Genomic DNA, 24,839 nt, shown 5'->3' on the forward strand with positions numbered 1-24,839 from the left:
AGTATGCGTGCACAGAATTTACGTCAATAGTCGGGAAAAATATTACCCGAAGTATGAGTGGAAAGGGAAATTGCTATGATAATGCTGTAGCGGAGAGTTTTTTCAAAACTCTGAAAACCGAACTTGTCTATCAAAATAAATATGAAACTAGAGACCACGCCAAAAACTCTGTGTTTGAATATATAGAAACATTTTACAACACCCAGAGAAGGCATTCAGCTTTAGGAAATTTAACCATAAGAGAGTATCAAAATTTAATGTCTAATCAATCTAAAAATGTAGCATAAAGAGTATATAAATTTTGTCTCAAAAATAGTTGCAAGTTCACCCTTCAACAATATTATATAGTAATCCTGCAATAACTAATCCTAAAAATTTTAGATAAAAAATTCTGTCTCTACGTTTCCAAACTAAAATTAATTGAACAGAAACAATAATTATTAATAGTACAAAAATTACAATATGAATAAATGTACTGATACAAATTTCCGTATTAAACATATTTCAAAAAATAAAGAGGATAGTCTAATTCGAAAGTCTCATGGAAAATTGTAAAACCATTTTGCTTATAAAAATTCCTATTTTCCAGAGTAGTTGTTTCCACATATATGAGTTCATGCTCATAATGGTTCATAGACTCTTTTAATAATTTTGATCCAATTCCATTTCCTTGTTGATTCGGAACTACAGCCATTAACCATAGGTGAATAAATTTTTCTTTTGGATGGAATTTTTTTAAGAGTTTTTCTCGTTTTAAAATTTTAAAAGTATTTTCAATACCTACACATTTAAATAATAACTTTAATTCCAGCCAAATTTTTTGAAAACTGAAATTAAATTTGTCTAAGTATAAAATACATCCTTTTTGATCGTCACTTAAAAATACGCTTCCATTCAGTATTGACAAATCAAATTGAAATTCCATTAAGGCCTTTAGCCTTTCATATCTGTTTCCTGAACTTTTAACGACAAAATTTATAGAATTGGGGATAAGAACATCAATAAAAGCCTGACATAAAATATCAACTGCCTTTTCCTTGTCTTCAAAGGTTGCTTTTTTCATTCATTGTTGTTTTTCTCAAAAGTATGAAATAACATAAAAATTACAAAGCAGGATATTTTGAAAATCAATATTTTAAATATTTAGTTTTAATTAATTAGCATAGATATTATATTTTTCTTTTAAAATTAATTTTTGATTTAATTTTTATATTAAGAATAAAAAATACAATCACATAGCAGCCTTTTTCACTTTCTTCTCTTCCAAAAGCGTCTTACAATCCTTTGCTTTTTCAGGATCATACACATGATATTTCGTTTCCCATTCTTCCAATTGGTATAAAATCGGCAACAGCGCCAACCCTTTTTCCGTTAATGAATATTCTACTCTTGGAGGGATTTCCTTAAACTCTTCACGGATCACCAATCCATCAGACTCCATTTCGCGCAATTGGTCGGTTAAAACCTTTCTGGAGATCACATTTATTCTTACAGCAAGCTCTCCGAAACGCAATTTTCGGTCTTTAATTACCAATACAATAATAGGCTTCCATTTGCTTCCTAAGGCTGACATCGCTTTACCAAGAGGACAGCTGTATTCCATTAATTCGCTTTTTTTCATGACACTTATTTAAAACTAATTAAAATTAAACAACAAAAGTAAAAACCTGAGATTTTTAAAACTTATGTCTTATTTGCGATTTATAAATGAACTTAAAAACTTACATGTAATAATCTTTTGTGGTTAAAAAATACTATTCATTGCAAAAATTCATCGTTACTTTTATGTTACTAATGTAAGTTACCGCGAAGTTACCACTTTTTTTCATAAAAGATACAAATATGAACTATTATTAGTTACTTTGTGTAACAATTATAAAAATACATTTAAAAATGAGCACAGAATCATTATTTAAAACGTTTCAATACAAGAATTTACATCTAAAAAATAGAATCGTAATGGCTCCTATGACGAGAGTTCAGTCGGACAATGGTGTCCCGACTCAGGCTATTGCAGATTATTATGCCAGAAGAGCAGAATCTGAAGTAGGGTTAATCATCTCCGAAGGAACCGTTATCAACAGGCCGGCTTCAAAAAACATGCAGAATATTCCTGATTTTTACGGAACAGAAGCACTGAATGGCTGGAAAAACGTCATTGATGCCGTTCATGAAAAAAGAGGAAAAATGGGACCGCAGATCTGGCACGTAGGGGATACAAGAAGCTCCGCAGATTATCCTCTGATTGATACGGAAAAAGCTTCCACGATGACTTTAGAAGATATTCAGGATACCATTGCGCAGTTTGCTGCATCAGCAAAATCAGCGAAAGACCTGGGTTTTGATGTCGCTGAAATTCATGGAGCGCACGGATACCTGATCGACCAGTTTTTCTGGGAAGTTACCAATACCAGAACAGATGAATATGGCGGTAAAAATATTAAAGAAAGAAGCCGTTTTGCAGTGGATGTTGTAAAGGCCATCAGAGCTGCAGTAGGTGAGGATTTCACTATTATTCTGCGTCTTTCCCAGTGGAAACAGCAGGATTATAAAACAAAATTAGCCAATACACCGGCAGAAATGGAAGACTGGTTATTACCGCTTAAAGAAGCAGGTGTTGATATTTTCCATTGTTCGCAGCGCCGTTTCTGGGAACCTGAATTTGAAGGGTCTGATTTGAATTTTGCAGGATGGGCAAAAAAAATCACGGGTCAGCCAACAATTACAGTGGGTTCAGTAGGCCTGGAAGGTGATGTCATGGGTACTTTTGCCGGGCAGGGAACTGAAAAAACAGACTTAAATGAAGTTACAAGAAGACTCGAAAGAGGAGATTTTGATCTTGTTGCAGTTGGTCGTGCATTGCTTCAGGATCCGCTTTGGGCGAAAAAGATAAAAGAAGGAAATACAGAAGAGATTTTAGACTTTTCAGCGGAAAGCTTAGCGACTTTATACTAAGAATTAATTGTTAATGGTGAATTTGTTTCGCTGTCAATTGGATTTTACAACTTTTCTGAATTGACTATTACTATTCACTTGCGAAACAAAATTCACTGTTGACATTTTATACATATCTTGATTTACCTATTTAAATTTTTAAACGAAACCGGCTTTCAGAATTTCTGAAAGCCGGTTTTAATTTGGTTAATGGTAAAAAAATTATGCGGTTAAAACAAAAAATAAAACCGTTTCCAAAATTGAAAACGGTCTTTTTAACAGATTTAAATATCTAATGCCATTAAAAGGCAAAAAGTGATCTTTTTATAAGCCAATGTTTTTTGTTGGCTTCAATTGTTTTTTGATGCTTTTCGGCAGGGCATCTTTATGAACCAGAATCGCAGTTGATTTGTACTCGATGTAAGGTTTTGTTGCATATAGGTAACCTTCGAAATCATTGGTTACACCCCATGAGTTTTTCACCATATAATATTCTTTTCCGGTCTGGTCTTTTGCGAGGCCTACGATATGCATACCGTGATCATCCGTTGTAGAAAGGTTGTTAAGTGCTTTCTGGCGCATATCTTCAGTAATGGTTTTGTCTTTTTTAGGCTCGGTGAACAATGTGCCTGTGTTTTCTTTGGTAATCTGATCAAGATCCATGTCCGGAACATACGCCACACCGTTTTTATAGGAGAAATAAGGCTCAGAAACATCTGTTGCCCAGCCTACGGAATATCCTTTATTTACAGCATTGTCGATGATAGCCGTTAAGTCTTTCATTGGAACGTTCCAGTCAGAATCGTGGCTCCAGTTATCAGGAATAGGAACTACGAATTTTTGATAATAAGGATAATCTTTATATGAAGAAATTTCTACATAATCTTCAGGAGTAATCCCTACAACTTCCTTTGCAAAGGTATGAGGAGTATAATTTTTTCCCTGATAAGTAAAGTTTGAAGGAACTTTTCCTAAATATTGATCAAGGATAGAATCTACGGCAGTCATCCAGTTATCCGTCAGCTTTCCTTTTTGAGAAGCCTGAACAAGGCTGTCTAAAACCGGCTTTAATTTGTCCTGCATTTCCTTGAAGTTATTCAAAGTCTGCCCTTCTTTCAAACCAGTGTACACTTCCTGAGGAACTGCACCGTATTTTTTATACATATTGATCACATCATGAAGCTCGCCTCCGTCTCCCCAGTTGATAGCACCATTATTTAGAACATATAATTTTGCTTTGTCATGATAAGAATTTCTTGCAGTGAAAATTTCTGCCAGATCTACCGGCTTTTTGCCCATTCTCTGCATTTCAGATTCAAGGAAAGAATTCCCCGAATAGCTCCAGCACGTACCTGAAGAACCCTGGTTTTTCACTGAAGTTGCACCCACATCTTTCAGTGTGGTAAACTGGAAATTAGCATTTTGGGATTGATTGTTTTTTAATTTGTTGATTAAATCATCCTGAGCAAACATCATACTTCCTGCAGACAAAACAAAAAGTAATGACACCAATTTTCTATTTTTCATTACTAAATAAGGTATTTAAAAGAATAGTCGTTTGTAATAAAGATTTGTTACAAGCTGAAAAGTTAAATGGAATTTTGTTTTTATTTGATAAAAGGCAAATTGGCCGTTTGCGTTAAAAATTAGTTGAAAAAAATTACGCAATGATGATCCGCAATTGGCAAATTTGCTTTTTAGCCTTTTTGCCCCATCTTCTCTATCTTTTCACTATTTTTAAAAAAAGTTTTACAATGGTTCCAACCTGTTTGATACTTTCTGCATCTATACTTATATAAAGCCTTATTTATGCAAAAAGAGCTACTATTAGAATGTCAGAGGAACGACCGCAACGCACAGCGGAAGGTCTACGAAATAATGGCGGGAAAGCTGTATTCCGTCTGCCGGCGTTATCTGAAAAATGATGAAGATATTGAGGAAGTTTTGGCAGACAGCTTTTATAAAATTTTCACCAAACTGAATCAGCTTCAGAATCCTGATATTTTCGAGGCCTGGGCAAGGAAAATAGCTGTTAATGAATGCCTGCAGAAATTAAGAGCCAATAAAGCATTGCATATTTCTTTAGATGAAAACCATATCCATGCCTCAGATTCCACACTGGAAAATATTTCGTTTGAAAAAGATATTTTAAGCCTGTTAAACTTTCTGCCGGAAGGCTGCAGGGCAATTTTCAATCTTTTTGCCATTGAAGGATATCCTCATAAAGAGATCGCGGTGATGCTTTCCATCAGTGAAGGTACATCAAAATCACAGCTCAATTTTGCAAGAAAAAAACTTCAGGAGCTTCTGGTAAATCAAAACATTTAAACTTTAAGAAATGGAAAACAATCACGATATAGATAAAACATTCAGCGACGCCTCAAAAACAGAGGAACCTGCGACTTTTCCGGGGTTTGAAAAAGTATGGAGCAGTGTTGAAGAAAAATTGGATCAGAAAAAAGAAAAGAAAAAGGTATTCCCGATGTGGATTTCTTACGGTATTGCTGCTTCTTTACTGATAGGTTTTGGAATTTTTTATTTTAATGATAAAGATGAAACCCCAATTGCAAAATCTGCTATTGTACAAAATGAAATACCAAAAAGCACAGCTGTCTCCGCTCCGGAAAGTATTCAAGAGATCGACAGTACTGTGAAAGCCAATATTCAAAAAGATATTTTACCGCCTGAGCCTTCAAAAATGGCATTCCAACAGGCTCCGACGCTGGCTTCACCACCTTTATCTTCCCCTGTTTTTGAGACTGCAGCTCCTCAGGCACCACAGCATGACGATATGGTGATAAATTCCGGGAGAACTGCAGATACCTTGGGCAGGCAAAGCCTTGAAGAGGTAGTATTGCTGGGTGCTCAAAGGAAAAAAACAGCAATGATTTCCGAATCTACGGCTTCTTCATCAAAAGTGAAAATTTCCGGTTTGAGTGGAGTAGCAGATACTGCTGATGTGAATTATCCTAGTGTTTTTGCTTCAAAAGCACCTGCGAAAGAGCCCGAAATCCTTGCTTATAATAAAGAAAAAATGAATCTGAAAAAAGCAATTGCCGCTTCGGACCAGGGAAATAAAACCGGCAGCAAGGTGTTCGTGAATTCCCTTAACGGTTCGGCTGCGGGAGTGAAGATCAATTCTATTTCAGGAAAGCCAAATTCCGGGCAGGTGGATATGTCGATCAGTATTCGTGGTTCGGCTCAGGCGGAAAAGAATCCAATGGTAGTTATAGACGGGAAGATTTCCGATATTGAAACATTCAGAACTCTAGACCCAAAAAAAATAGAAGCTGTAACTGTTTTGAAAGGCGATAAAGCTGTATCATTGTTTTCAGGAGAAAATGCAAGGAATGGTGTAATTGTAGTCATCACGAAGTCTATATCTGAAAAAGAAAAGAAAAGACTGTATAAATTACTTGAAAATGATGAGACTAAAAATAAATAAAGTTATTTTTTAATATTGGTAATCAATTGTTTACATTTAAAATATAAATTTTCAAATAATTATTTTCAAAAATTATTGAAAGTTCAAAAATTATAATCACATTTGTAATAGAAAAAGATTGATACATGAAACTTTCAGAAGCCAAAGAAAAATATATTCAGACCTGGGGAACATTTGCAACCAATTGGGGAATCAACCGTACGATGGCGCAGGTTCATGCCTTGCTTCTTGCCAACGGAAAACCCCTTTCTACGGATGAAGTGATGGAACAATTGGAAATTTCCAGAGGAAATGCCAATATGAACCTGAGAGCTTTGATGGATTGGGGAATTGTGAAAAAAGAGTTTGTAAAGGGAGAAAGAAAAGAATATTTTGTAGCAGAAAAAGATGTGTGGTTTTTGTTTAAACAAATTACAAAAGAGCGCAGAAAAAGAGAAATAGAACCTGTAATTTCATTCCTGGAAGAACTGAAAAATATTGAAGACAAAGATTCTGAAGGAGCAAAAGAGTTTATCAGTTTAATGGAAGATTTCAGCTCGGTAACAGGGAAAATCAACAATATCATGGATCTTGCTATAAAGAGTGATGATCACTGGCTGGTAGGTAAAATTACCAACTTATTAAAATAGAAAGGACCTCAAATCCTTTTTTATTTAAATCTAACTTTCAAAAATTATTGAAAATACCATAATTATGAAAAATTTAATCATTCATTTATTTCTGATTTTATATTTCGGATTACATTCAAAAAATTAACTATAAAAAAATTATCATGGAAAAATTTATTATCAGGGATTACTATATCCAGACAGGTCTTACTATTGCATTTTTTATCGCTTTATTTTTAGATATGGTTGTCTTTCAGAAAGGTATTTGTATTGTTGTTTACTTTTTACTCGCGATCAATCATATCATCAGTTCGAATGTAAAATTTTTCTCAAAACAGTATGTAAAGAGTAATTTATTCAAAATTTACTATTTCATCAGCATGGTTTTCATGATAAGTTTTATTGCCATGTTAATTCCCGGGAACTCAAGATTTTCAAATGAATATTTACATGAATTTTGGAGCTCGATTCTTTGTTTTGGACTTTTCGGAACACCCGTTTTAGCAATTATTTACTATTTGATTTGCGATAATGACTACGATAAATTAAATGAATTAAAAAAACAAAATAATGAAAACACTTAAAAACCACACCCTCATCTACGACAATGAATGCCCAATGTGCAAAATCTATTCAAAAGGCTTCATTAAAGCAGGAATGCTTGATACTAACGGAAGAGAAGCTTTTACAGAACTGACTGCAAGCAATAAAAATATTATCGATTTTCAAAGGGCAAAAAATGAAATCGCTTTAGTTGATAACGAAAAAAATAAAGTGATTTACGGTTTGGATAGCTTACTTTTAATTATAGGGAATTCATTTCCTACATTGGAAAAAATAGCCAGAATAAAGCCTTTGTATTGGTTTTTCAAAAAGCTGTATTATTTTGTTTCTTATAACAGAAAACAGATTATTCCGTCTGCAAAAGATTATCAAAACATAGACAATTCCTGTACACCGGACTTCAACTTAAAATACCGACTGTTTTACATTACTTTTGTAATATTTTTTTCATCCTTTATTTTAAGTCTGTTTACGTCAAAATTGGGACTGTTTTCAGGGCAGAATTTCGCAAGGGAATTTGCTGTTTGTTTAGGTCAGATTGCCTGGCAGACTCTGTTTTTAAAATCATATGTAAAGGAAAAAATGTGGAATTATCTTGGCAATATGATGACAGTTTCCCTGATCGGGACCATCCTTTTAATCCCTGCACTATTTCTTAATGGAAGCTTGAATTTCAATATCCTATACTTTGGAATTGTAGTTTTCATCATGTTCCTGGAACACCTGAGACGATGCAGGATTTTACAGCTGAATTTTCTTCCTACGCTAAGCTGGATGATATACAGGATCTTAGTATTAACCTTATTAATGTTAATATGACCAGGATTATTTTAGAAACTTTCATTAGAGCAGATACTCAAACTGTTTTCGATTTGTCAAGAGACATAGACTTACACCAAAAATCTACATCTAAAACAAATGAAAAAGCGATTGCAGGAAGGATTTCGGGGCTTATTGAAGAGAATGAAACTGTAACCTGGAAAGCAAAACATCTGGGCGTCTATCAGACTTTAACAACAAAGATTATCAGCATGGAAAAACCTTATGAATTTATTGACGTTATGCAAAAAGGCGCTTTCAAATCAATGAAACATCAGCATATTTTTAAACAAAAGGGCAAAAACACACTAATGATCGATATTTTTGAATTTCAATCTCCATTCGGAATTATCGGGAAATTTTTTAATGCAGTATTTCTTAAAAATTATATGAAAAAATTTCTTTTGGAACGAAATCAATTGATTAAATCAACTGCAGAGAAAATATCCAAGCGCGAGCGAAGCGAGCGTTAAAACACTTAGTATTAGAAATGTCATCCTGAGCGAAGTCGAAGGATCTCAAAACTAATAAAATTATTAACTTTAGTCATCAATAGAATAATGAACTTCTTAAAAGCAGAATGGCGAAAATTAGCCATCATCAATTACGAAATAAATCCGGAAATTCTAATCAAATACCTTCCAAAAGGAACCGAACTCGATTTTTATCAGGGTAAATGTTATGTGAGTCTTGTGGGTTTTATGTTTTTAAATACTAAATTACTAGGCCTTCCCATTCCTTTTCACAGAAATTTTGAAGAAGTCAATTTAAGATTTTACGTAAAGAAGAAAGAAGGAAATTATTGGAAAAGAGGAGTGGTCTTCATCAGGGAAATTGTTCCGAAACCAGCTTTAAGCTTTGTCGCCAATTCGGTGTATAAAGAAAATTATAAAACCATGCAGATGAAGAATTCAATTACGGAAAAAAATAAAGAACTCATGATAAAATATTCATGGAAAGACAAAAACTGGCATTCCATCGAGATTACTGCAGAAAATGAACTTTTAAAAATGGAAGACAATTCCGAATTTGAATTCATTACCGAGCATTATTACGGGTTCTCAAAAAAAGAAAATAAAACATCTGAATATGAAGTCTGCCACCCAAAATGGGGTTATTATCTTGTGAAAAATCATCAGCTTGAGATAGATTTCCAAAAAATCTACGGAAATGACTTTGAATATTTAAATCATCAAAAACCATTATCCGTAATGCTCGCAGAAGGTTCTGAAATTGAAGTGAAGACAAAGAAATATCTTGCTTAAATAATTCAACTCTAAAACACTTAAAAAATGAAAATAATAATCGCCGCCGGAACCGGATTTCTGGGAAAAAATTTAGAAAAATATTTTAACGGAAAAGGAAACGAGGTTTATATTTTAACAAGAAATCCAAAACGTGAAAATGAAATCCACTGGGATGCAAATACCATAGGTGACTGGAAAAATTTGCTCGAAAACGCAGATGTTCTCATCAATCTCACAGGAAAATCTGTTGACTGCAGGTACACGGAGAAAAATAAAAAAGAAATTTATTCTTCCAGAATTGATAGTACAAAAGTTCTTCAGCAGGCAATTGATACTTGTATAAATAAGCCTAAAATATGGATGAATGCGAGCTCAGCAACCATTTATATTCACTCAGAAACAAGGCTGAATACAGAAGAACACGGAATAATAGGCGATGATTTTTCAATGAACATCTGTAAAAGCTGGGAAAAAGAATTTTTTAAAGCAAAAACAGAAAATGTACGAAAAGTAGCTTTACGGACTTCAATCGTGTTAGGAAACAACGGAGGAGCTTTTCCAAAATTAAAACTAATTACAAAGCTAGGCTTGGGAGGCAAGCAGGGAAGGGGAAATCAAAACATAAGCTGGATACATATTGACGATTTTTGCAGAATTATAGAATACATTATTGATAACGAAAATATGGATGGAGCCATTAACGTAACCGCCCCAAATCCTCTGTCAAACAAAGATTTCATGAAAAAGCTCAGGGCAGAAATGAAAATTCCATTTGGATTAAATGCTCCTGTGTGGCAGTTGGAAATCGCATCAGTTTTCCTAAAGACAGAGACAGAATTATTATTAAAAAGCAGAAACGTTTATCCTGAAAAATTGGTTAAAAATGGTTTTCAATTTTTTTATCCTACCATTGAACTTGCATTTAAAAAATTAATATAATCCAATAAACATACGTAAATCAATAAAAAATTAGGTCTTTTGTGATTGGAATTTGTGGTTAAATATTAAATTAGCGAAAATTAACTTCAATGCTAATCAGACAAAAAGCAAAAGCCTTATTTTTCTCATCATTATTAACATCTGTTACCTGTTTTTCTCAGGCTCACAATGTTTCAGAGGGTTATCAAAAACCTACGGATCCGCTTGTCATTCAGAATCTTGAAAACTGGCAGGATTTAAAATTCGGGCTTTTTATGCATTGGGGAACCTACAGCCAGTGGGGAATTGTAGAAAGCTGGAGCCTTTGCCCGGAAGATGAATCCTGGACACAAAGAAAACCGGAACACGGAAAATCTTACTATGAATATGTGAAGAACTATGAAAATCTTCAAACTACTTTTAATCCTGTACAATTTAATCCAAAGAAATGGGCAGATGCAGTGAAAAAAGCAGGAATGAAATATGTGGTTTTCACAACTAAGCATCATGACGGCTTTGCAATGTTTGATACTAAGCAGTCTGATTACAAAATTACATCTTCAAAAACTCCTTTTTCTAAAAATCCGAAAGCGGATGTTACGAAAGAAATTTTCAATACATTCCGAAAAGAAGGCTTTAAAATCGGGGCTTATTTCTCAAAACCTGATTGGCATTCCGATGATTATTGGTGGTCTTATTTTCCGCCAAAAGACAGAAATGTAAATTATGATCCCAAAAAATATCCTGAAAAATGGAACAGCTTCAAAAATTTTACATTTAATCAGCTGAACGAAATCACATCAAACTACGGTAAAATAGATATTCTCTGGCTGGATGGCGGCTGGGTTCGCCCGTTCAATACTATTGACCCTAAAGTAGAATGGCAGAGAACCATCAAGGTTGAGCAGGATATCGATATGGATAAAATCGGGAATATGGCCAGAAAAAATCAGCCCGGAATTATCATTGTAGACCGCACTGTTTCAGGGAAATGGGAGAATTATGTAACGCCGGAGCAGGCTGTTCCTGAGCACGCGCTTCCGATTCCGTGGGAGAGCTGCATCACAATGGGAGATTCTTTTTCTTATGTTCCGAATGATAATTATAAATCTTCTCAAAAGATTGTTGAAACTTTAGTAAAAATCATATCAAGAGGAGGGAATTATCTGATGAATATTGCTCCCGGGCCCAATGGAGATTATGACGCTGTTGTTTACGAAAGGTTGAAAGAAATTTCGGCCTGGATGGATAAAAATCAGTCCGCAGTTTTTGCAACAAGAAGTGTTGAGCCTTATCATGACGGAGATTTTTATTACACTCAAAGCAAAGACGGAAAAACAATAAATATTTTTCACTTAGATGAAAAGAAATCTTATGAGGCTCCTTCCGTGTTAAATTTTAAAATTCCTGAAAGGTTTAACCCAAAAGCATTAAAAATTCTAGGATTATCAGGTAAAATTCAATGGAAGAAAACAGGAAATTCTATTGAAATTAATTTGCCGAAAAACAAAAATCAGCTAAAATATTCAACTGTAATTCAAATAACTCAATAATGAAGTTGAGATTTATAGCAGTCGGGATTTCGCTGTTGGGTTTTGTATCGGTTTTTGGACAAAAGCCATTATATAAAGACCCGAAACAGCCTGTTGAAGCAAGAGTTCAGGATTTATTGAAACGCATGACGCCGGAAGAAAAATTCTGGCAGTGTTTCATGATTCCCGGAGATTTGGATAATGTTCCGAAAGGTAAGTATTCTCACGGAATTTTCGGATTGCAGGTGAGTGCGGGAAATCAGGGTGGCGGAGCTGCGGGACAGATGTTGAAATACAATGCCAGTGAAGATGCGGAAAGGCTCGCAAAAAAAATCAATGCCATTCAAAAATATTTCGTTGAAGAATCCAGATTGGGCATTCCTATTATCCCTTTTGATGAAGCTTTACACGGATTAATGCGGGAGGGTGCAACGTCATTTCCGCAGGCAATCGGTTTATCTGCAACTTTCAATCCTGAATTGATGAAAGAAGTTTCAACAGCGATTGCGAAGGAATCTAAGCTGAGAGGAATACGTCAGATTCTTACACCCGTTGTGAATTTAGCGAGCGATGTTCGTTGGGGAAGAACCGAAGAAACCTATGGTGAAGATCCGTTTTTGACTTCGGTAATGGGGGTGAATTTTGTCACTTCCTTTGAAAATCAGGGAATTATCACGACTCCGAAACATTTCCTGGCGAATGTGGGTGAAGGCGGCCGGGATTCATATTCTATTCACTGGAGCAAAAGATATTTGGAGGAAACGCATTTAATTCCTTTTCAAAAAGCCTTTCAACAGGGGAAAAGCCGTTCTGTGATGACTTCTTATAATTTGTTGGACGGAAGGCCTTCCACAGCGAATCATTGGCTCTTAACAGAAAAATTAAAGAATGATTGGGATTTCAAAGGTTTTGTGATCAGCGATGCAAGCGCAGTTGGTGGTGCGAATGTTCTCCATTTTACAGCTAAAGATTATGACGATGCTTCTGCACAGGCGATCAATGCTGGTCTTGATGTGATTTTTCAGACAGAATATCAACATTATAAACTGTTTATTCCCCCGTTTCTGGATGGAAGAATTTCAAAGGAAAGAATTGATGATGCAGTGGCAAGAGTTTTACGGGCAAAATTTGAATTAGGCTTGTTTGAAAATCCCTACGTTTCTAAAAAAGATATGAATGAATTAAAGAAAATAAATCACAAGCCTTTAGCTGAAAAAACGGCGGTGGAATCTTTTGTTTTGCTTCAAAATACTAATCAAACGCTTCCGGTTTCTGAAAATTATAAAAAGATTTTGGTGGTTGGCAGGGATGCTGTTGATGCAAGATTAGGCGGTTATTCCGGGCCGGGAAATAAGAAGGTAAGTATTCTGGATGGAATTAAAAATTTCACTAAAAATAAAAATATTGAAGTAAATTATTCAAAAGGAATTGATTGGAATTTAAAGCGTTTTACAACAGTTCCAACCGAATTTTTATCTTCAGAAAATAATAAAGGTTTAAAAGGAAATTACTTTCCCAATGCTGATCTAAAAGGAAATCCTTCGTTTGAAAAGCAAGACGAACAATTAAACTTTAAATGGACACTGTATTCTCCAAATCCTGAAAAGCTGCAGCCCGATAATTACAGTATTCGCTGGACAGGAAAACTGGAAGCTCCGGATTCCGGAAAATATCAGGTCGGGCTTCGTGGAAATGACGGCTTCAGATTGTATATAAACGGAAAACTGTTAATCGACAATTGGGAAAAATTAAGTTATTCAACCAAAACCGTTGAGGTGGATTTTGTGAAAGATCAGAAGTCTGATATTATTGTTGAATTCCACGAAAACAGGGGCGAAGCAAATATTGAACTGATCTGGAATTATGGTTTGAATGATAACCAGAAAGATTTTAATGAAGCTTTAAAACTGGCTCAAAATGCAGATTACATCATCGTTACAGCCGGAATTCATGAAGGTGAATTTCAGGACAGGTCTTCGCTGAGCCTTCCAGGAAATCAGGAAAAGTTTATTCAGGAAGTTTCAAAGCTTAATAAGCCGGTAACGGTAGTTTTGGTGGGTGGTTCTGCAATTAAGACTACCGATTGGAAAGATAAAGTAGGGGCAATTCTCGATGTCTGGTATCCGGGAGAAGAAGGCGGAAATGCAGTGGCAAAAGTACTTTTCGGAGCAGAAAATCCATCTGGAAAATTGCCGGTTACATTTCCTTTTGAGGAAGGGCAATTGCCTTTGACGTACAACCATCATCCAACAGGGCGGGGAAATGATTATCACGATTTGAGCGGTGAACCGCTATATCCTTTTGGATTTGGACTAAGTTATACGACTTTTGAAATTTCTGATTTACAATTAAATCAGTCAAAATATTCTGAAAACGATACTATTGTCGCAAAAATTAACGTAAAAAATACTGGCTCAAGAGCAGGAAGTGAAGTGGTTCAATTATATATCAGGGATTTACTGGCCTCGGTTTCAAGGCCCATTATTGAGCTGAAAGGATTTCAAAAAGTAGAGTTAAAGCCGGGAGAATCCAAAAAGATTTCCATTGAAGTTCCGGTGAAAGAATTACAGTTTTTAGACGAAAAAATGAACTGGATTGTAGAAAAAGGAACGTACAGAATTTTTGTAGGAAATTCTTCAAAAAACCTTCCTTTAAAACAAAATATTGAGGTTAATTGATTATTGATGTAAATAATTTGTAATATTTGATTTTTATAAAAATATTTTAAAGGAATAATTTTTGTAATTTAATGGTGAAATCGAGAAAACCAATCATCACTTTTACATATGAAAAATTACCTTTTACCTGCGGCTGCTCTGCTTATTTTCAGCTGTAAAGACCACAAAAAGCAGGAACTTTCTAAAACTGCAGAAGTCGCCACCCAAACCAATACTTTAAAGCTTCCGCCACCGGATGAGAAAAATGCTAAAAACAAATTCAGTAATGTGATCGGATGGCCTGCTGATAAGAGCCCGAAGGCACCGGAAGGCTTTACGGTAACACGTTTTGCGGAAAAGATTAAAAGCCCGCGAAACATGATTCAGGCTCCAAACGGAGATGTTTTTGTAGTACTTTCCAATTCTGAACGGTCAGCCACTGAAAAAGTAAAAAATGATATTACCGGGAAAAGCAAAGCCGAAGTTGGAGGCCAATCCGCCAATAAAATCATGATGTACAGGGATGCTGACAAAAATGGTGTCCCGGAATCTTCCTCCGTATTTATGGAAAATCTGAACCAGCCGTTCGGAATGCTTATCATTAAAGATAAATTTTATGTCGCCAATACAGACGGACTTTGGGTGTATCCTTACAAAGCAGGCGATACCAAAATGACAAGCCCCGGTAAAAAAATCGTGAATCTTCCTGCGGGTGGCTATAACAACCACTGGACGAGAAATTTAATTACAAATAAAGATCAGTCGAAAATATATATTTCCGTTGGCTCGGGCAGCAATGTAGGGGAAAATGGAATGGAAAATGAGGTAAGAAGAGCCAATATCCTGGAGGTAAACCCGGACGGTACCGGAGAGATAATCTATGCTGCGGGCCTTCGAAATCCGGTCGGGATGAGCTGGAATCCGGCTACAGGTGAACTCTGGACTGTGGTCAACGAAAGAGATGAGCTGGGCGACAAGCTGGTTCCGGATTATCTTACCAGTGTTAAAAAAGGAGCATTTTATGGCTGGCCTTACGCTTACTTCGGGAAAAATGAAGACCCACGCAGGAAAGGGGAAAAGCCAGATCTTGTTGCGAAAACTATTGTTCCTGATGTGCCATTGGGAAGTCATACGGCTTCATTGGGATTAACTTTTTACACGGGAAGCCAATTTCCGGAGAAATATAAAAACGGAGCATTCATCGGGCAACATGGCTCATGGAACAGATCTCAGCTAGCGGGTTATCAGGTAGCGTTTGTACCTTTTAAAAAGGGGGGAGGCAAGCGGGCCTTACCAGCCATTTCTTACAGGTTTTATTGCTGATAAAGAAAAAGGAGATGTTTATGGCAGGCCGGTGGGTGTTTTGCAGATTGCGGACGGATCCATCCTTGTTGCAGATGATGTGAGCGGCATTGTATGGAGGGTTTCGTATGCAAAGTAAATTTTAAGAAAGCTTTAAAAAATTGTGGTATGATATATGCAAATATTTACCTGAACTGAAATGAATTATAATTCATTCAAAAAAGTAAATGTCATGAAAAAGTTTTTTATTTCAACACTATTGTTATTTGGCTTGTCGGCAAATGCGTTTGCTCAGAAGCTTCCACCACGCCCGCCTGCACCGCCGCACCCGTCTAAAGGGGAAATGGTTAGCAGTAAAGCCCGTGAGCTCGACAAAAAATACAATACAGAAAAGAAAATGATTCTGAATCACCCGCTTCTAAGCAAAAAAATGAAGCAGGATCAGATAAGAGCATTAAATAAAAAATATCAGGCCGAAAAGCAGCTGCTTAGAAAGCTGTAACGATTTCACCGGTAAATTATTGGTATCAGGAGAGCACATTTTTGTGTTCTCTTTTTTATTGGAAATTAAATAAGATTAATCTTAAAAAAGTATCCGCAGATCATTACAAGGAAAGGTTATACATCCAATATTTTTCCTTAAATTCGCATAAAAATTTTAAACTAATGAATTACGATATTATTGTCATCGGAAGTGGTCCTGGTGGATATGTTACAGCTATCAGAGCTGCACAATTGGGTTTCAAAACTGCAATTATCGAAAAAGAAAATTTGGGAGGTATCTGTCTTAACTGGGGATGTATTCCAACGAAAGCTTTATTGAAATCTGCTCAGGTTTTTCATTATATTAATCACGCTGAAGATTATGGTTTAAACAAAGTGGAAGCCTCTTTCGAGTTTCCGAACGTAATTCAGAGAAGCCGTGGTGTAGCTAATAAAATGAGCAAAGGAATTGAATTCTTAATGAAAAAGAATAAAATTGACGTCATTTTAGGAACTGCAAAAGTACAAAAAGGTAAAAAGGTTTCTGTTACAGATAAAGACGGAAAAGTAACTGAATATACAGGAACTCACATCATTATCGCTACAGGAGCCCGTTCAAGAGAATTACCGAACTTACCACAGGATGGTAAAAAAGTAATCGGGTACAGACAGGCATTATCTCTTCCTGAGCAGCCAAAATCTATGATTGTAGTAGGTTCCGGAGCGATCGGGGTAGAATTTGCTGATTTCTATAATACAATGGGTACAAAAGTAACGGTTGTGGAATTTATGCCGAATATCGTTCCTGTAGAAGATGAGGAAATCTCTAAACACCTTGAGAAGTCTCTGAAAAAATCAGGGATCGAAATCATGACCAATGCTTCTGTAGAAAGCGTTGATACATCTGGTGAAGGTGTAAAGGCAACGGTAAAAACTGCTAAAGGAAATATTACCCTTGAAGCTGATATTTTATTATCTGCTGTAGGAATTGCTGCAAACATCGAAAATATTGGCCTTGAGGAAGTTGGAATCCAAACAGATAAAGGCAGAGTTTTAGTAAACGAATGGTACGAAACTTCAGTTCCGGGATATTACGCAATCGGAGATTTGATTCCTACTCAGGCGTTGGCACACGTTGCTTCTGCGGAAGGAATCACTTGTGTTGAAAAAATCAAGGGAATGCATGTAGAAAAAATTGACTACGGCAATATCCCCGGATGTACTTACTGCCACCCTGAAGTAGCGTCTGTAGGTCTTACAGAAAAGCAGGCTAAAGAAAAAGGGTACGAAATCAAAGTTGGTAAATTCCCTCTTTCTGCAAGTGGAAAAGCTACTGCAAACGGAAATACGGACGGTTTCATCAAAGTTATTTTTGATGCTAAATATGGTGAATGGTTAGGCTGCCACATGATCGGAGAAGGCGTTACGGATATGGTTGCTGAAGCTGTTGTTGCCAGAAAACTGGAGACTACAGGTCATGAGATCATCAAGTCTATCCACCCACACCCAACTGTTTCTGAGGCAATTATGGAAGCAGCTGCTGCAGCTTACGGAGAAGTTATTCATATTTAATAACAATAAAAAATACAGGGATGTTTAAAAAATTAGCTGCGGAAGCATTAGGACTAGGTGATATCGGTAAGATTATTCCTTCTCAGGATTATGATAAGGTAGATTCTGATGATTATATCTTATCGGAAGATAATGAGAAAATTTTCTTTCTAATTAAATCTAAAAGAGATGAATACTGCTTTACAAACAGAGCATTGATCCATATTGACGGGGCAAGCGCTTTGGATAAGAAAAGAGTATTGAGAAGATATGAATATTATCAGTTTCCTTTTTCTAATATAGCGTTGCAGACTGCCGGAACTATTGACCTGGACGTTGAAATTTCATTTAATATCGGGAATGTTCCTTTAATCATAAGTGTTGCAAAAGGTCAGGTAGATCAGTTGAAAGACCTTTATAAGGCTCTTTTGGCGATTCAGCAGGAAGTTCATCACAACCACTCTTTGTTGAATTTTTCTAATGACAGCATACAGAAAGCCATCACGTCTGTAGCTTCCGGAAAGCAGGAAAACGTTTCGAAAAGTCAGGAATTAAGAGCAATCAATGAGTATATTTTTGCCTGGAATACCACCAGTTTTGATAAATATAACCAAAAAGATTTCTCAAGAATTTTTGAAAAGTATATTAATAACTAAATATTGATTTACACCCATACATAAAGCCCGGATTTTTCTGGGCTTTTTTTAACTGTTAACTATGAAAAAAATTACCTCATTTCTGCTGGTTTTATGTTTTGGATTGTTGTTTTCTCAAAAGGAGAATCCGCTTCAGGAAACTTATTTTCCGGTAAAATATATTCTTAAAAACTCTACGGATACTATAAAATCCAGGGTGCTGAATCTCGGAATTTATACAGATGAAGAGTTTTCTCCCGATACTTACATCCGTCAGATGACTGTTTTAAATGCCGGTAAAAAAACGAAAGTCTATGAGAAAGATATCCAGTATATGGAAATTACGGATAATAAAAAAAACATACGGAAATTTGTAGATTCAAAAGCAATTCTTTCCAAAGATCTGGGGCTTCTTCAAGTGATGTTTACGGGAAAGAAAACAACCTGGTACCGACTCAATTCCTATTCCGGGAGAATTTACACCTATAAAACTTCTGAAACCGATTACCTTAAAGATAATCAGAGCAAAAGCATCACGGAAATACATTTTAAGTTACCCGGGGCTAAAGCTCTGCTAAAAGAAAAAATGGGCAGATATGCGGACATTTCTCAGTCAATCGATTATATGGCAGATGATGAAGATTTTTTGAAGGTGCTTAAGTTGTATGATAAGAAGTAATCTTTGTACTTGTTAAAATAAATTATTTAAGAAAAATTAATCCGGTTTTGTCAACCTGATTTATTAATTTTATTCTATGAATTTTGAAAAAGTAGGCCTAGTTTTATCGGGAGGCGGTACCAAGGGTATTGCACATGCAGGAGTTTTAAAATTCTTGAGGGAAAAGAATATTGAAATTGATGTTTTGTCCTGTTGCAGCGCGGGTTCTATTGTAGGATGCCTGTACGCTATGGGGAAAACTCCTGAGGAAATTTTAGAGTTTTTTAATTCGGTTTATTTCTTCAACTGGAAGCATTTTGCGTTTAATCAGCCGGGATTGGTTTCTTCCGTGATCTTCAGGAACTATCTTCATCCTATTTTTGGTGATATGAAACTGGGTGATCTGGACAAAGAAGTAAAAATTGTTGCTACAGAGCTCGTTCGCGGAACAGAAAAAATATTTGATAAAGATTTCAAAGTAGTGGACGCCATTATTGCTTCCTGTTCCATTCCGGGAATTACCACTCCGTACATCATTGGTGACGAAATGTATTGTGATGGGGGAGTTCTCAATAATTTTCCTGCAGATATTATCAGGGATGATTGTGAAAAGCTGATAGGAGTTTTTGTTTCTCCGCCGCATGATATCAAAATCGATGATCTGAAATCCATCAAAGCTATAGTTTCTCGCTCCTACGACCTTCTTTCCTACAGAATCGAAAAAATAAAGTTTGAATATTGCGACTGGTTCATTTCATCACAGGAATTATCTACATACGGAACTTTTGAAAGAAGAAAAGACAGGCTGGAACAAATTTTCAAGATAGGATACAACGCCGCAAAAGACAGCTTTAATGAAAGCAGCTTCTATCTGAAACCTTTCGGAACATAAAAAACTCCCGCTTTCAAAGCGAGAGTTATATTTTTTAATTTTTAACGATATTTCCGTCCTGATTTACAATGGTTTTTCCGTTTGGATCACTTACCATAAGCGTATAGGGAGGCATTTTTGTTTCTGTAAGGTAGTTTCTCCAGATTTGGTAATTGTACCCTTTGTTATTAAATTCATAATAATAGTTTCCTCCTGTACCGTCAGGAATAAGTTCTCCGTCACTAATGATCATGCTGGGTTTTGAAGTTATTTTAGCATTGGCAGCCCAGGATTGATAAAGATATTTGCCGTTAGGCTGCTGATCAATTCTTATTTTAAACTTCTTTGTTTTAATAATAACAGTTTTTGGAACTTTTTGATAAAGCTCTTTACCATCATTCGATTGTAAAACAGTTTTTTTTTCAAGGTTTCCGGCAAAAGCCAGGGAGAAATTAACAACCAAAAATCCCGCTAATACTATTTTTTAATCATTGTTTTAATGTTTATTGTGATGTATGTTCATCAAATTTAAGGCATTAATGATCAGTTTCCACTTCAGTCTGGGTATAGTGGGCAAAGGCTTCTTCCAGACTGCTGAATTTTCCTTTAAATTCATCAATTGGGCCGTCCTGAAGAATATTTCCTTTATGGATCAGAATCACACGTGAACAGAGTGCTTCCACCTCCTGCATGATGTGGGTGGAAAGTAAAACCGTTTTTTGCTGCCCGATTTCTTTTACCACATTACGGATTTCAATGATTTGATTGGGGTCAAGACCATTCGTAGGTTCATCAAGAATTAGTAAATCCGGCTGGTGAATAATGGCCTGTGCAAGACCGACTCTTTGTTTGTATCCTTTGGAAAGCTGCCCTATTTTCTTTGATTTTTCAGGAGTAATTCCTACAAGTTCAATAACCTCATCTACTCTTGTTTCCGGAATTTTATGAATATTAGCTACGAATTGTAAATATTCTTTTACATACATCTCCAGATAAAGCGGATTATTTTCAGGCAGGAAGCCAATGTTTTTTTTGCTTTCTATCTCGTTTTCCGTAATATTTTTTCCGTTAAAAATTATTTCACCTTCATCTATTTTCAAAGCACCGACAATCGACTTCATCAAAGTGGATTTTCCCGCTCCGTTAGGCCCCAGAAGCCCTATGATTTCGTTCTTATCAATGGTTATGTTTATAGAATTCAGCGCGGTTTGGTCACCGAATTTTTTGGTTAAATTATTTATTTGAAGAGACATAATTCGTAATGATCTTTTTGCAAAAATAAAAATAAAAAAACTCATTCGGATGAATGAGCTGATTTAATATTTTAAAAATTGAAATTATTTCCTTGATTTTTTTGTTTTATTGCTGGAAGCCGGAGCAGCTGTTGAGGCTGTATTTGTTCCGGATTTGGCTGAATTTACATTGTTCATGGTGGCTGGTTTGCCGTACAGGGCAGATTTTCCGTTCAATTTACCAAAGATTTTATCTACCTGCTTTTTGTTTAAGAATTGTGATTTACCAACGTATTTTTTATTCTTATTAATATATTGGATAAACTGAACAGTCGGCTGTCCGAAGTTTTTTTCATAATGAAGCTCGATAATATCATTGGGAAGTTCCAGAACAATGTTGCTCTCCGGAGTATTGGCTAATCCGCCGGTAATAAGATCATACAGGCCGGAAACATCCCCGTTCATGTTCTGAAAAGAAAATGATCTGAAGGTATTGAGGTTGGCTGTGTTAAGATCCTGATAATTAACGGTATAGTTCTCATCTTTTTTATATAAGCCGACAGAATTATCTTTACCAATTTCCACCAAGGCTTCGTTTTTCAACACTTTAATCTGTGAGAAAACCGAGATACCGAACATACACGTAAAAAGTAGAATTATTTTTTTCATGCGATGATTTTTAATGTTTCATAAAATTGGTGTACCTAATTTAGGAATAAAAAGCGAATAAACAATTTTTATTCTTTTAAGCAAAAGTAATACTTTTTTTTAATATCCATCTTTACTGAAAGCCTGATGCTATGCATATCATTATTAATTGAAACCAATGTTCAAACAATTGATTATAAGATTTTTATACATTCTGTGGAGAAATGTATTTATAATTTTTCATCCGGCTGATCTACAGTAATTCACTGAAATTCAGCAGAAAGGATTGAGGGCTTTTCAAAAATGAATGTTAATTTAAAATATTGTTAAATCTGTTTAAATAAATCAGTATTCACCTAATTTTTATTTTAAATTATTTGAATTAAAGATTTAAAAACTAAAGATCTTTTCTTTGAGGGGTTTAGAATGTCATATAAATTATAGACAAAAATTTTTTTCATTGTGTGCGTATTAAATATTCGAACGGCAAAGATAATTAAAATATTAAACTTTGCTTAAGAACAAAAAACAAAAAACAAAACCGGCATTCCGCCGGCTTCGTCTGTAATTAAAATCTCTAAAAATATTATAATCCGGATGGCGGATTAGCTGCTGTTTTTGTGTTACTGCCGCCCATATCTTCATTCACAGTTGGAATAGTCTGGATAAGGCTTTTACTGATGACAAGGCATCTTATAGTCCAGTTTCCGTTTCTTCTGGAAGTAGGTTTTGACCCGAAGTAGTCTGCGGTTATATGCCACGTTCCTCCAGAAGAAAAAGCGGAGAGATTAAGTGGGCTAAAGCCTTCCTGCTCGCCTTTAAGAAAAGTTCCTTTTGGGTCTGTAGGGTCTATAAATGTGCTTCCGATTACGGCTACGGTGTAATCGCTTGAGTTTATTTTGGTGTTATAGTCTTTCACCCAGTCTCCATAAGCATTTTTTAGCTCAAATGTTATATAGCTGATAGGGAATGTATTTCCTGTCGATGATTGCGAGACTTTCAGCTCACCTGTAACATTGTCTCTTACAACAGTAGAGTAGGTTGAAGTTTGATTCGTAGCAGCAGCCTGGCCTAAAATCATATTTCCTTTAAGGTCCAAGGTTGCTGCCGGAGTAGTCGTTCCTATCCCAACGCGGTTATTTGCTGCATCTACGGAAAATGTTTTATCATCTACAGAAAAAGCATTGGTAATAGTAGAATTAAATTTTAAGGATTTATCATTCTGTGTTACTATCCTGTTTCCTGTAAGGGTACTGTCAGAATTATAGATGTTTGTGTTTGAGCCGCCTGCTCCGGTAAGTTTTACCCATGCTGTACCATTAAAATAATAATATCCTGTACTATCAATATTTGTTGCAGTACCGGTTTGAGACCCGGTAGAAATATCATTGATGTAAATAAGGGTGGATGTTTCTACGCTCTTCATACTTTGAGCTCTCTGTCTGTCTACCCTCGGAATCAGAAGTCCGTCTGCAGTAGGGGAGGATCCTCGTTGATTTTTAGCTACTATATCCAGAGTAGCTGCCGGTTTGGTAGTATTAATACCTACCTGTGCGTTAATTGTAATGCTAATAACACTTAATGTGATAATTGAGAAAAATAACTTTTTCATTCCTATGTTTTTTTAAAATTAGTAATCAGATTATTTCCAAAAGTGCACCATTTAAATGTAAAGTATTGTTTTATAGTGTGTTAATACTGTTAATTGTGAGGTTTTATATGAAAAAATAAGTTAACTTAATATAAAAAATTAAAGTTTAGTCATAAAAGAGAAATAATTTGGAATAGAATTCACTATTGTATGAATAATACTTAATAAAAACCTGATTAATACTGGCTATTTTGAAACTTTAGGTGTTTTTTATGAGGAATACTGCATGTTTTTTAAAATTAAATCAAAATAGGTTAAGTATAGAAGAATTTGGGATTTACATTTTATTAATGTATTTTCAAAATGCTTAATTTTACAGTCTGAGGAAGCTTTATTATTCCTAAATTATGAACAACACATTATCTGACAGCCCGCAAATAGAAGTTGTTTCTTCTTTTTCGGAACTTACAGGAACCCGCTTTCATGGGGATGTGAATGCAATTTTCTGGCAAAGAAACCTGTCCGGTGATTTTAAGGAAATTGTATCAAAGCTTCCTTTGAAGGAAAATATTACAGAAGTTTCCATTGATGATCTTCTTGCACTGAATTTAACTGAAGAGGGTAACACAGCCCGGCAAATAATCATCAATGATGTAGAGTTGCTGTCTGATTTCGGGGCGCAGCCTTCAGTTAATCTGCTGAAAAATTATGAAAGGGATGAAGAATTTGATTTTATTTCAACAGATGTTTATTCTTATCACGTCGATCGCTCACCTGTTGAAACAGATACCTTTTTATGTACATATTTTGGTGCCGCAAGTGATATTCTGCCAAATGACCAGAGCATCCAGAACATCCTGGTTCCGCAGATCAGAGAAAGACTAAAAGAGTTGCATAACGGACTGAATGATGATTTTGAAACTTTTTTAAAGGATAATTATTTTGATCTGCATTACCAGCCAAAGCCCGGAGCCCGGCCCGTTAATCTGGGAATAGGAAACCTTTGGAAATTGGCAGTAGATCATCCGAAACAGAAGGTTTTACCGTGTGTTCACCGGGCACCTCGGGAAAATGACGGTGAATACCGGCTGATTTTGATTTGCTGACAGGAGAGTTCTAAACAAGAAATAAATGCTTCTATAAA

26 protein-coding genes are annotated in these 24,839 nt (G+C 35.6%); 19 read left to right on the plus strand and 7 right to left on the minus strand.

Annotated elements, in window-relative coordinates; translation table 11 throughout:
• Nucleotides 1-287, plus strand: a 287-nt coding sequence (locus H560_RS0114130) for an IS3 family transposase (RefSeq protein WP_027380653.1), incomplete at its 5' end; no start/stop codon positions are given.
• Between the two features lie 206 nt (nt 288-493).
• Here the strand turns inward: H560_RS0114130 and H560_RS0114140 are convergent.
• Both H560_RS0114140 and H560_RS0114145 read right to left on the minus strand, forming a co-directional pair.
• Nucleotides 494-1,063, minus strand: a complete 570-nt coding sequence (locus tag H560_RS0114140; RefSeq protein WP_027380654.1) for a GNAT family N-acetyltransferase — start codon at nt 1,061-1,063, stop codon at nt 494-496.
• A 168-nt stretch (nt 1,064-1,231) separates the two neighbouring features.
• On the minus strand, nt 1,232-1,621 hold the full coding sequence (locus tag H560_RS0114145; RefSeq protein ID WP_027380655.1) for a winged helix-turn-helix transcriptional regulator: 390 nt from the start codon (nt 1,619-1,621) through the stop codon (nt 1,232-1,234).
• Between the two features lie 272 nt (nt 1,622-1,893).
• Here H560_RS0114145 and H560_RS0114150 point away from each other — a divergent pair, with 272 nt between their 5' ends.
• Complete coding sequence (locus H560_RS0114150) at nt 1,894-2,955, plus strand: NADH:flavin oxidoreductase (protein ID WP_027380656.1); 1,062 nt, start codon at nt 1,894-1,896, stop codon at nt 2,953-2,955.
• Nucleotides 2,956-3,258: 303 nt separating this feature from the next.
• On the opposite strand, the gene H560_RS0114155 is transcribed toward H560_RS0114150, so the two are convergent.
• Complete coding sequence (locus H560_RS0114155) at nt 3,259-4,461, minus strand: C1 family peptidase (RefSeq protein ID WP_027380657.1); 1,203 nt, start codon at nt 4,459-4,461, stop codon at nt 3,259-3,261.
• Nucleotides 4,462-4,743: 282 nt separating this feature from the next.
• On the opposite strand from H560_RS0114155, the gene H560_RS0114160 reads away from it, so the two are divergent.
• From H560_RS0114160 to H560_RS0114240, 16 genes are all read left to right on the plus strand, one after another.
• Nucleotides 4,744-5,262, plus strand: a complete 519-nt coding sequence (locus H560_RS0114160) for an RNA polymerase sigma factor (RefSeq protein ID WP_027380658.1) — start codon at nt 4,744-4,746, stop codon at nt 5,260-5,262.
• 10 nt (nt 5,263-5,272) lie between these two features.
• The gene (locus tag H560_RS0114165; protein WP_027380659.1) at nt 5,273-6,379 is read left to right on the plus strand and encodes a TonB-dependent receptor; all 1,107 of its coding nucleotides are present in this window, start codon (nt 5,273-5,275) and stop codon (nt 6,377-6,379) included.
• Between the two features lie 125 nt (nt 6,380-6,504).
• Nucleotides 6,505-7,008 (plus strand): GbsR/MarR family transcriptional regulator, encoded by a 504-nt coding sequence (locus H560_RS0114175; RefSeq protein ID WP_027380660.1) that lies wholly within the window; start codon nt 6,505-6,507, stop codon nt 7,006-7,008.
• Nucleotides 7,009-7,151: 143 nt separating this feature from the next.
• Nucleotides 7,152-7,571, plus strand: a complete 420-nt coding sequence (locus tag H560_RS0114180) for a hypothetical protein (RefSeq protein ID WP_027380661.1) — start codon at nt 7,152-7,154, stop codon at nt 7,569-7,571.
• Complete coding sequence (locus tag H560_RS0114185) at nt 7,558-8,370, plus strand: DCC1-like thiol-disulfide oxidoreductase family protein (protein ID WP_027380662.1); 813 nt, start codon at nt 7,558-7,560, stop codon at nt 8,368-8,370. Before H560_RS0114180 ends, H560_RS0114185 begins: the two co-directional genes overlap by 14 nt.
• Nucleotides 8,367-8,843: an SRPBCC family protein gene (locus H560_RS0114190; RefSeq protein WP_027380663.1), complete on the plus strand. Its 477-nt coding sequence runs from the start codon at nt 8,367-8,369 to the stop codon at nt 8,841-8,843. The genes H560_RS0114185 and H560_RS0114190 overlap by 4 nt, the downstream gene beginning before the upstream one ends.
• Nucleotides 8,844-8,930: 87 nt before the next feature.
• Nucleotides 8,931-9,635 carry a YqjF family protein gene (locus H560_RS0114195; protein ID WP_027380664.1) on the plus strand — a complete coding sequence of 235 codons (705 nt, stop codon included), beginning with the start codon at nt 8,931-8,933 and terminating at the stop codon, nt 9,633-9,635.
• Nucleotides 9,636-9,662: 27 nt separating this feature from the next.
• Entirely contained in the window at nt 9,663-10,556 is an 894-nt protein-coding gene (locus tag H560_RS0114200) for a TIGR01777 family oxidoreductase (RefSeq protein ID WP_027380665.1), read from the plus strand.
• Nucleotides 10,557-10,645: 89 nt separating this feature from the next.
• Nucleotides 10,646-12,088, plus strand: coding sequence for an alpha-L-fucosidase (locus tag H560_RS0114205; protein ID WP_027380666.1), 1,443 nt, complete (start codon nt 10,646-10,648; stop codon nt 12,086-12,088).
• Nucleotides 12,088-14,745: a glycoside hydrolase family 3 N-terminal domain-containing protein gene (locus tag H560_RS0114210; protein ID WP_027380667.1), complete on the plus strand. Its 2,658-nt coding sequence runs from the start codon at nt 12,088-12,090 to the stop codon at nt 14,743-14,745. Before H560_RS0114205 ends, H560_RS0114210 begins: the two co-directional genes overlap by 1 nt.
• A 108-nt stretch (nt 14,746-14,853) precedes the next feature.
• On the plus strand, nt 14,854-16,047 hold the full coding sequence (locus H560_RS21665; protein WP_316929361.1) for a PQQ-dependent sugar dehydrogenase: 1,194 nt from the start codon (nt 14,854-14,856) through the stop codon (nt 16,045-16,047).
• A 211-nt stretch (nt 16,048-16,258) separates the two neighbouring features.
• Nucleotides 16,259-16,528 carry a hypothetical protein gene (locus H560_RS0114220; protein ID WP_027380668.1) on the plus strand — a complete coding sequence of 90 codons (270 nt, stop codon included), beginning with the start codon at nt 16,259-16,261 and terminating at the stop codon, nt 16,526-16,528.
• Nucleotides 16,529-16,692: 164 nt separating this feature from the next.
• Nucleotides 16,693-18,081, plus strand: coding sequence for a dihydrolipoyl dehydrogenase (gene lpdA, locus H560_RS0114225; RefSeq protein ID WP_027380669.1), 1,389 nt, complete (start codon nt 16,693-16,695; stop codon nt 18,079-18,081).
• Between the two features lie 20 nt (nt 18,082-18,101).
• Nucleotides 18,102-18,716, plus strand: a complete 615-nt coding sequence (locus tag H560_RS0114230; RefSeq protein ID WP_027380670.1) for a PH domain-containing protein — start codon at nt 18,102-18,104, stop codon at nt 18,714-18,716.
• Between the two features lie 61 nt (nt 18,717-18,777).
• On the plus strand, nt 18,778-19,374 hold the full coding sequence (locus H560_RS0114235) for a hypothetical protein (protein WP_027380671.1): 597 nt from the start codon (nt 18,778-18,780) through the stop codon (nt 19,372-19,374).
• Between the two features lie 76 nt (nt 19,375-19,450).
• Nucleotides 19,451-20,245 carry a patatin-like phospholipase family protein gene (locus H560_RS0114240; RefSeq protein ID WP_027380672.1) on the plus strand — a complete coding sequence of 265 codons (795 nt, stop codon included), beginning with the start codon at nt 19,451-19,453 and terminating at the stop codon, nt 20,243-20,245.
• 34 nt (nt 20,246-20,279) lie between these two features.
• Here the strand turns inward: H560_RS0114240 and H560_RS21670 are convergent, their stop codons facing one another.
• The 4 genes from H560_RS21670 to H560_RS22470 form a co-directional block, all read right to left on the minus strand.
• Nucleotides 20,280-20,687 (minus strand): hypothetical protein, encoded by a 408-nt coding sequence (locus tag H560_RS21670; RefSeq protein ID WP_051289341.1) that lies wholly within the window; start codon nt 20,685-20,687, stop codon nt 20,280-20,282.
• A gap of 73 nt (nt 20,688-20,760) precedes the next feature.
• Nucleotides 20,761-21,477: an ABC transporter ATP-binding protein gene (locus tag H560_RS0114250; RefSeq protein ID WP_027380673.1), complete on the minus strand. Its 717-nt coding sequence runs from the start codon at nt 21,475-21,477 to the stop codon at nt 20,761-20,763.
• A gap of 84 nt (nt 21,478-21,561) precedes the next feature.
• Complete coding sequence (locus H560_RS0114255) at nt 21,562-22,125, minus strand: hypothetical protein (protein WP_027380674.1); 564 nt, start codon at nt 22,123-22,125, stop codon at nt 21,562-21,564.
• A 565-nt stretch (nt 22,126-22,690) separates the two neighbouring features.
• A complete protein-coding gene (locus H560_RS22470; RefSeq protein ID WP_051289342.1) occupies nt 22,691-23,716 on the minus strand; it encodes a hypothetical protein in 1,026 nt (341 codons plus the stop codon).
• Nucleotides 23,717-24,102: 386 nt separating this feature from the next.
• Between H560_RS22470 and H560_RS0114265 the strand changes: the two genes are divergently transcribed.
• The gene (locus tag H560_RS0114265) at nt 24,103-24,801 is read left to right on the plus strand and encodes a DUF1826 domain-containing protein (RefSeq protein ID WP_027380675.1); all 699 of its coding nucleotides are present in this window, start codon (nt 24,103-24,105) and stop codon (nt 24,799-24,801) included.
• Nucleotides 24,802-24,839 lie beyond the last annotated feature (38 nt).

It is taken from the genome of Chryseobacterium daeguense DSM 19388 (genome assembly GCF_000430825.1).
In the GTDB taxonomy this organism is placed as follows: domain Bacteria; phylum Bacteroidota; class Bacteroidia; order Flavobacteriales; family Weeksellaceae; genus Chryseobacterium; species Chryseobacterium daeguense.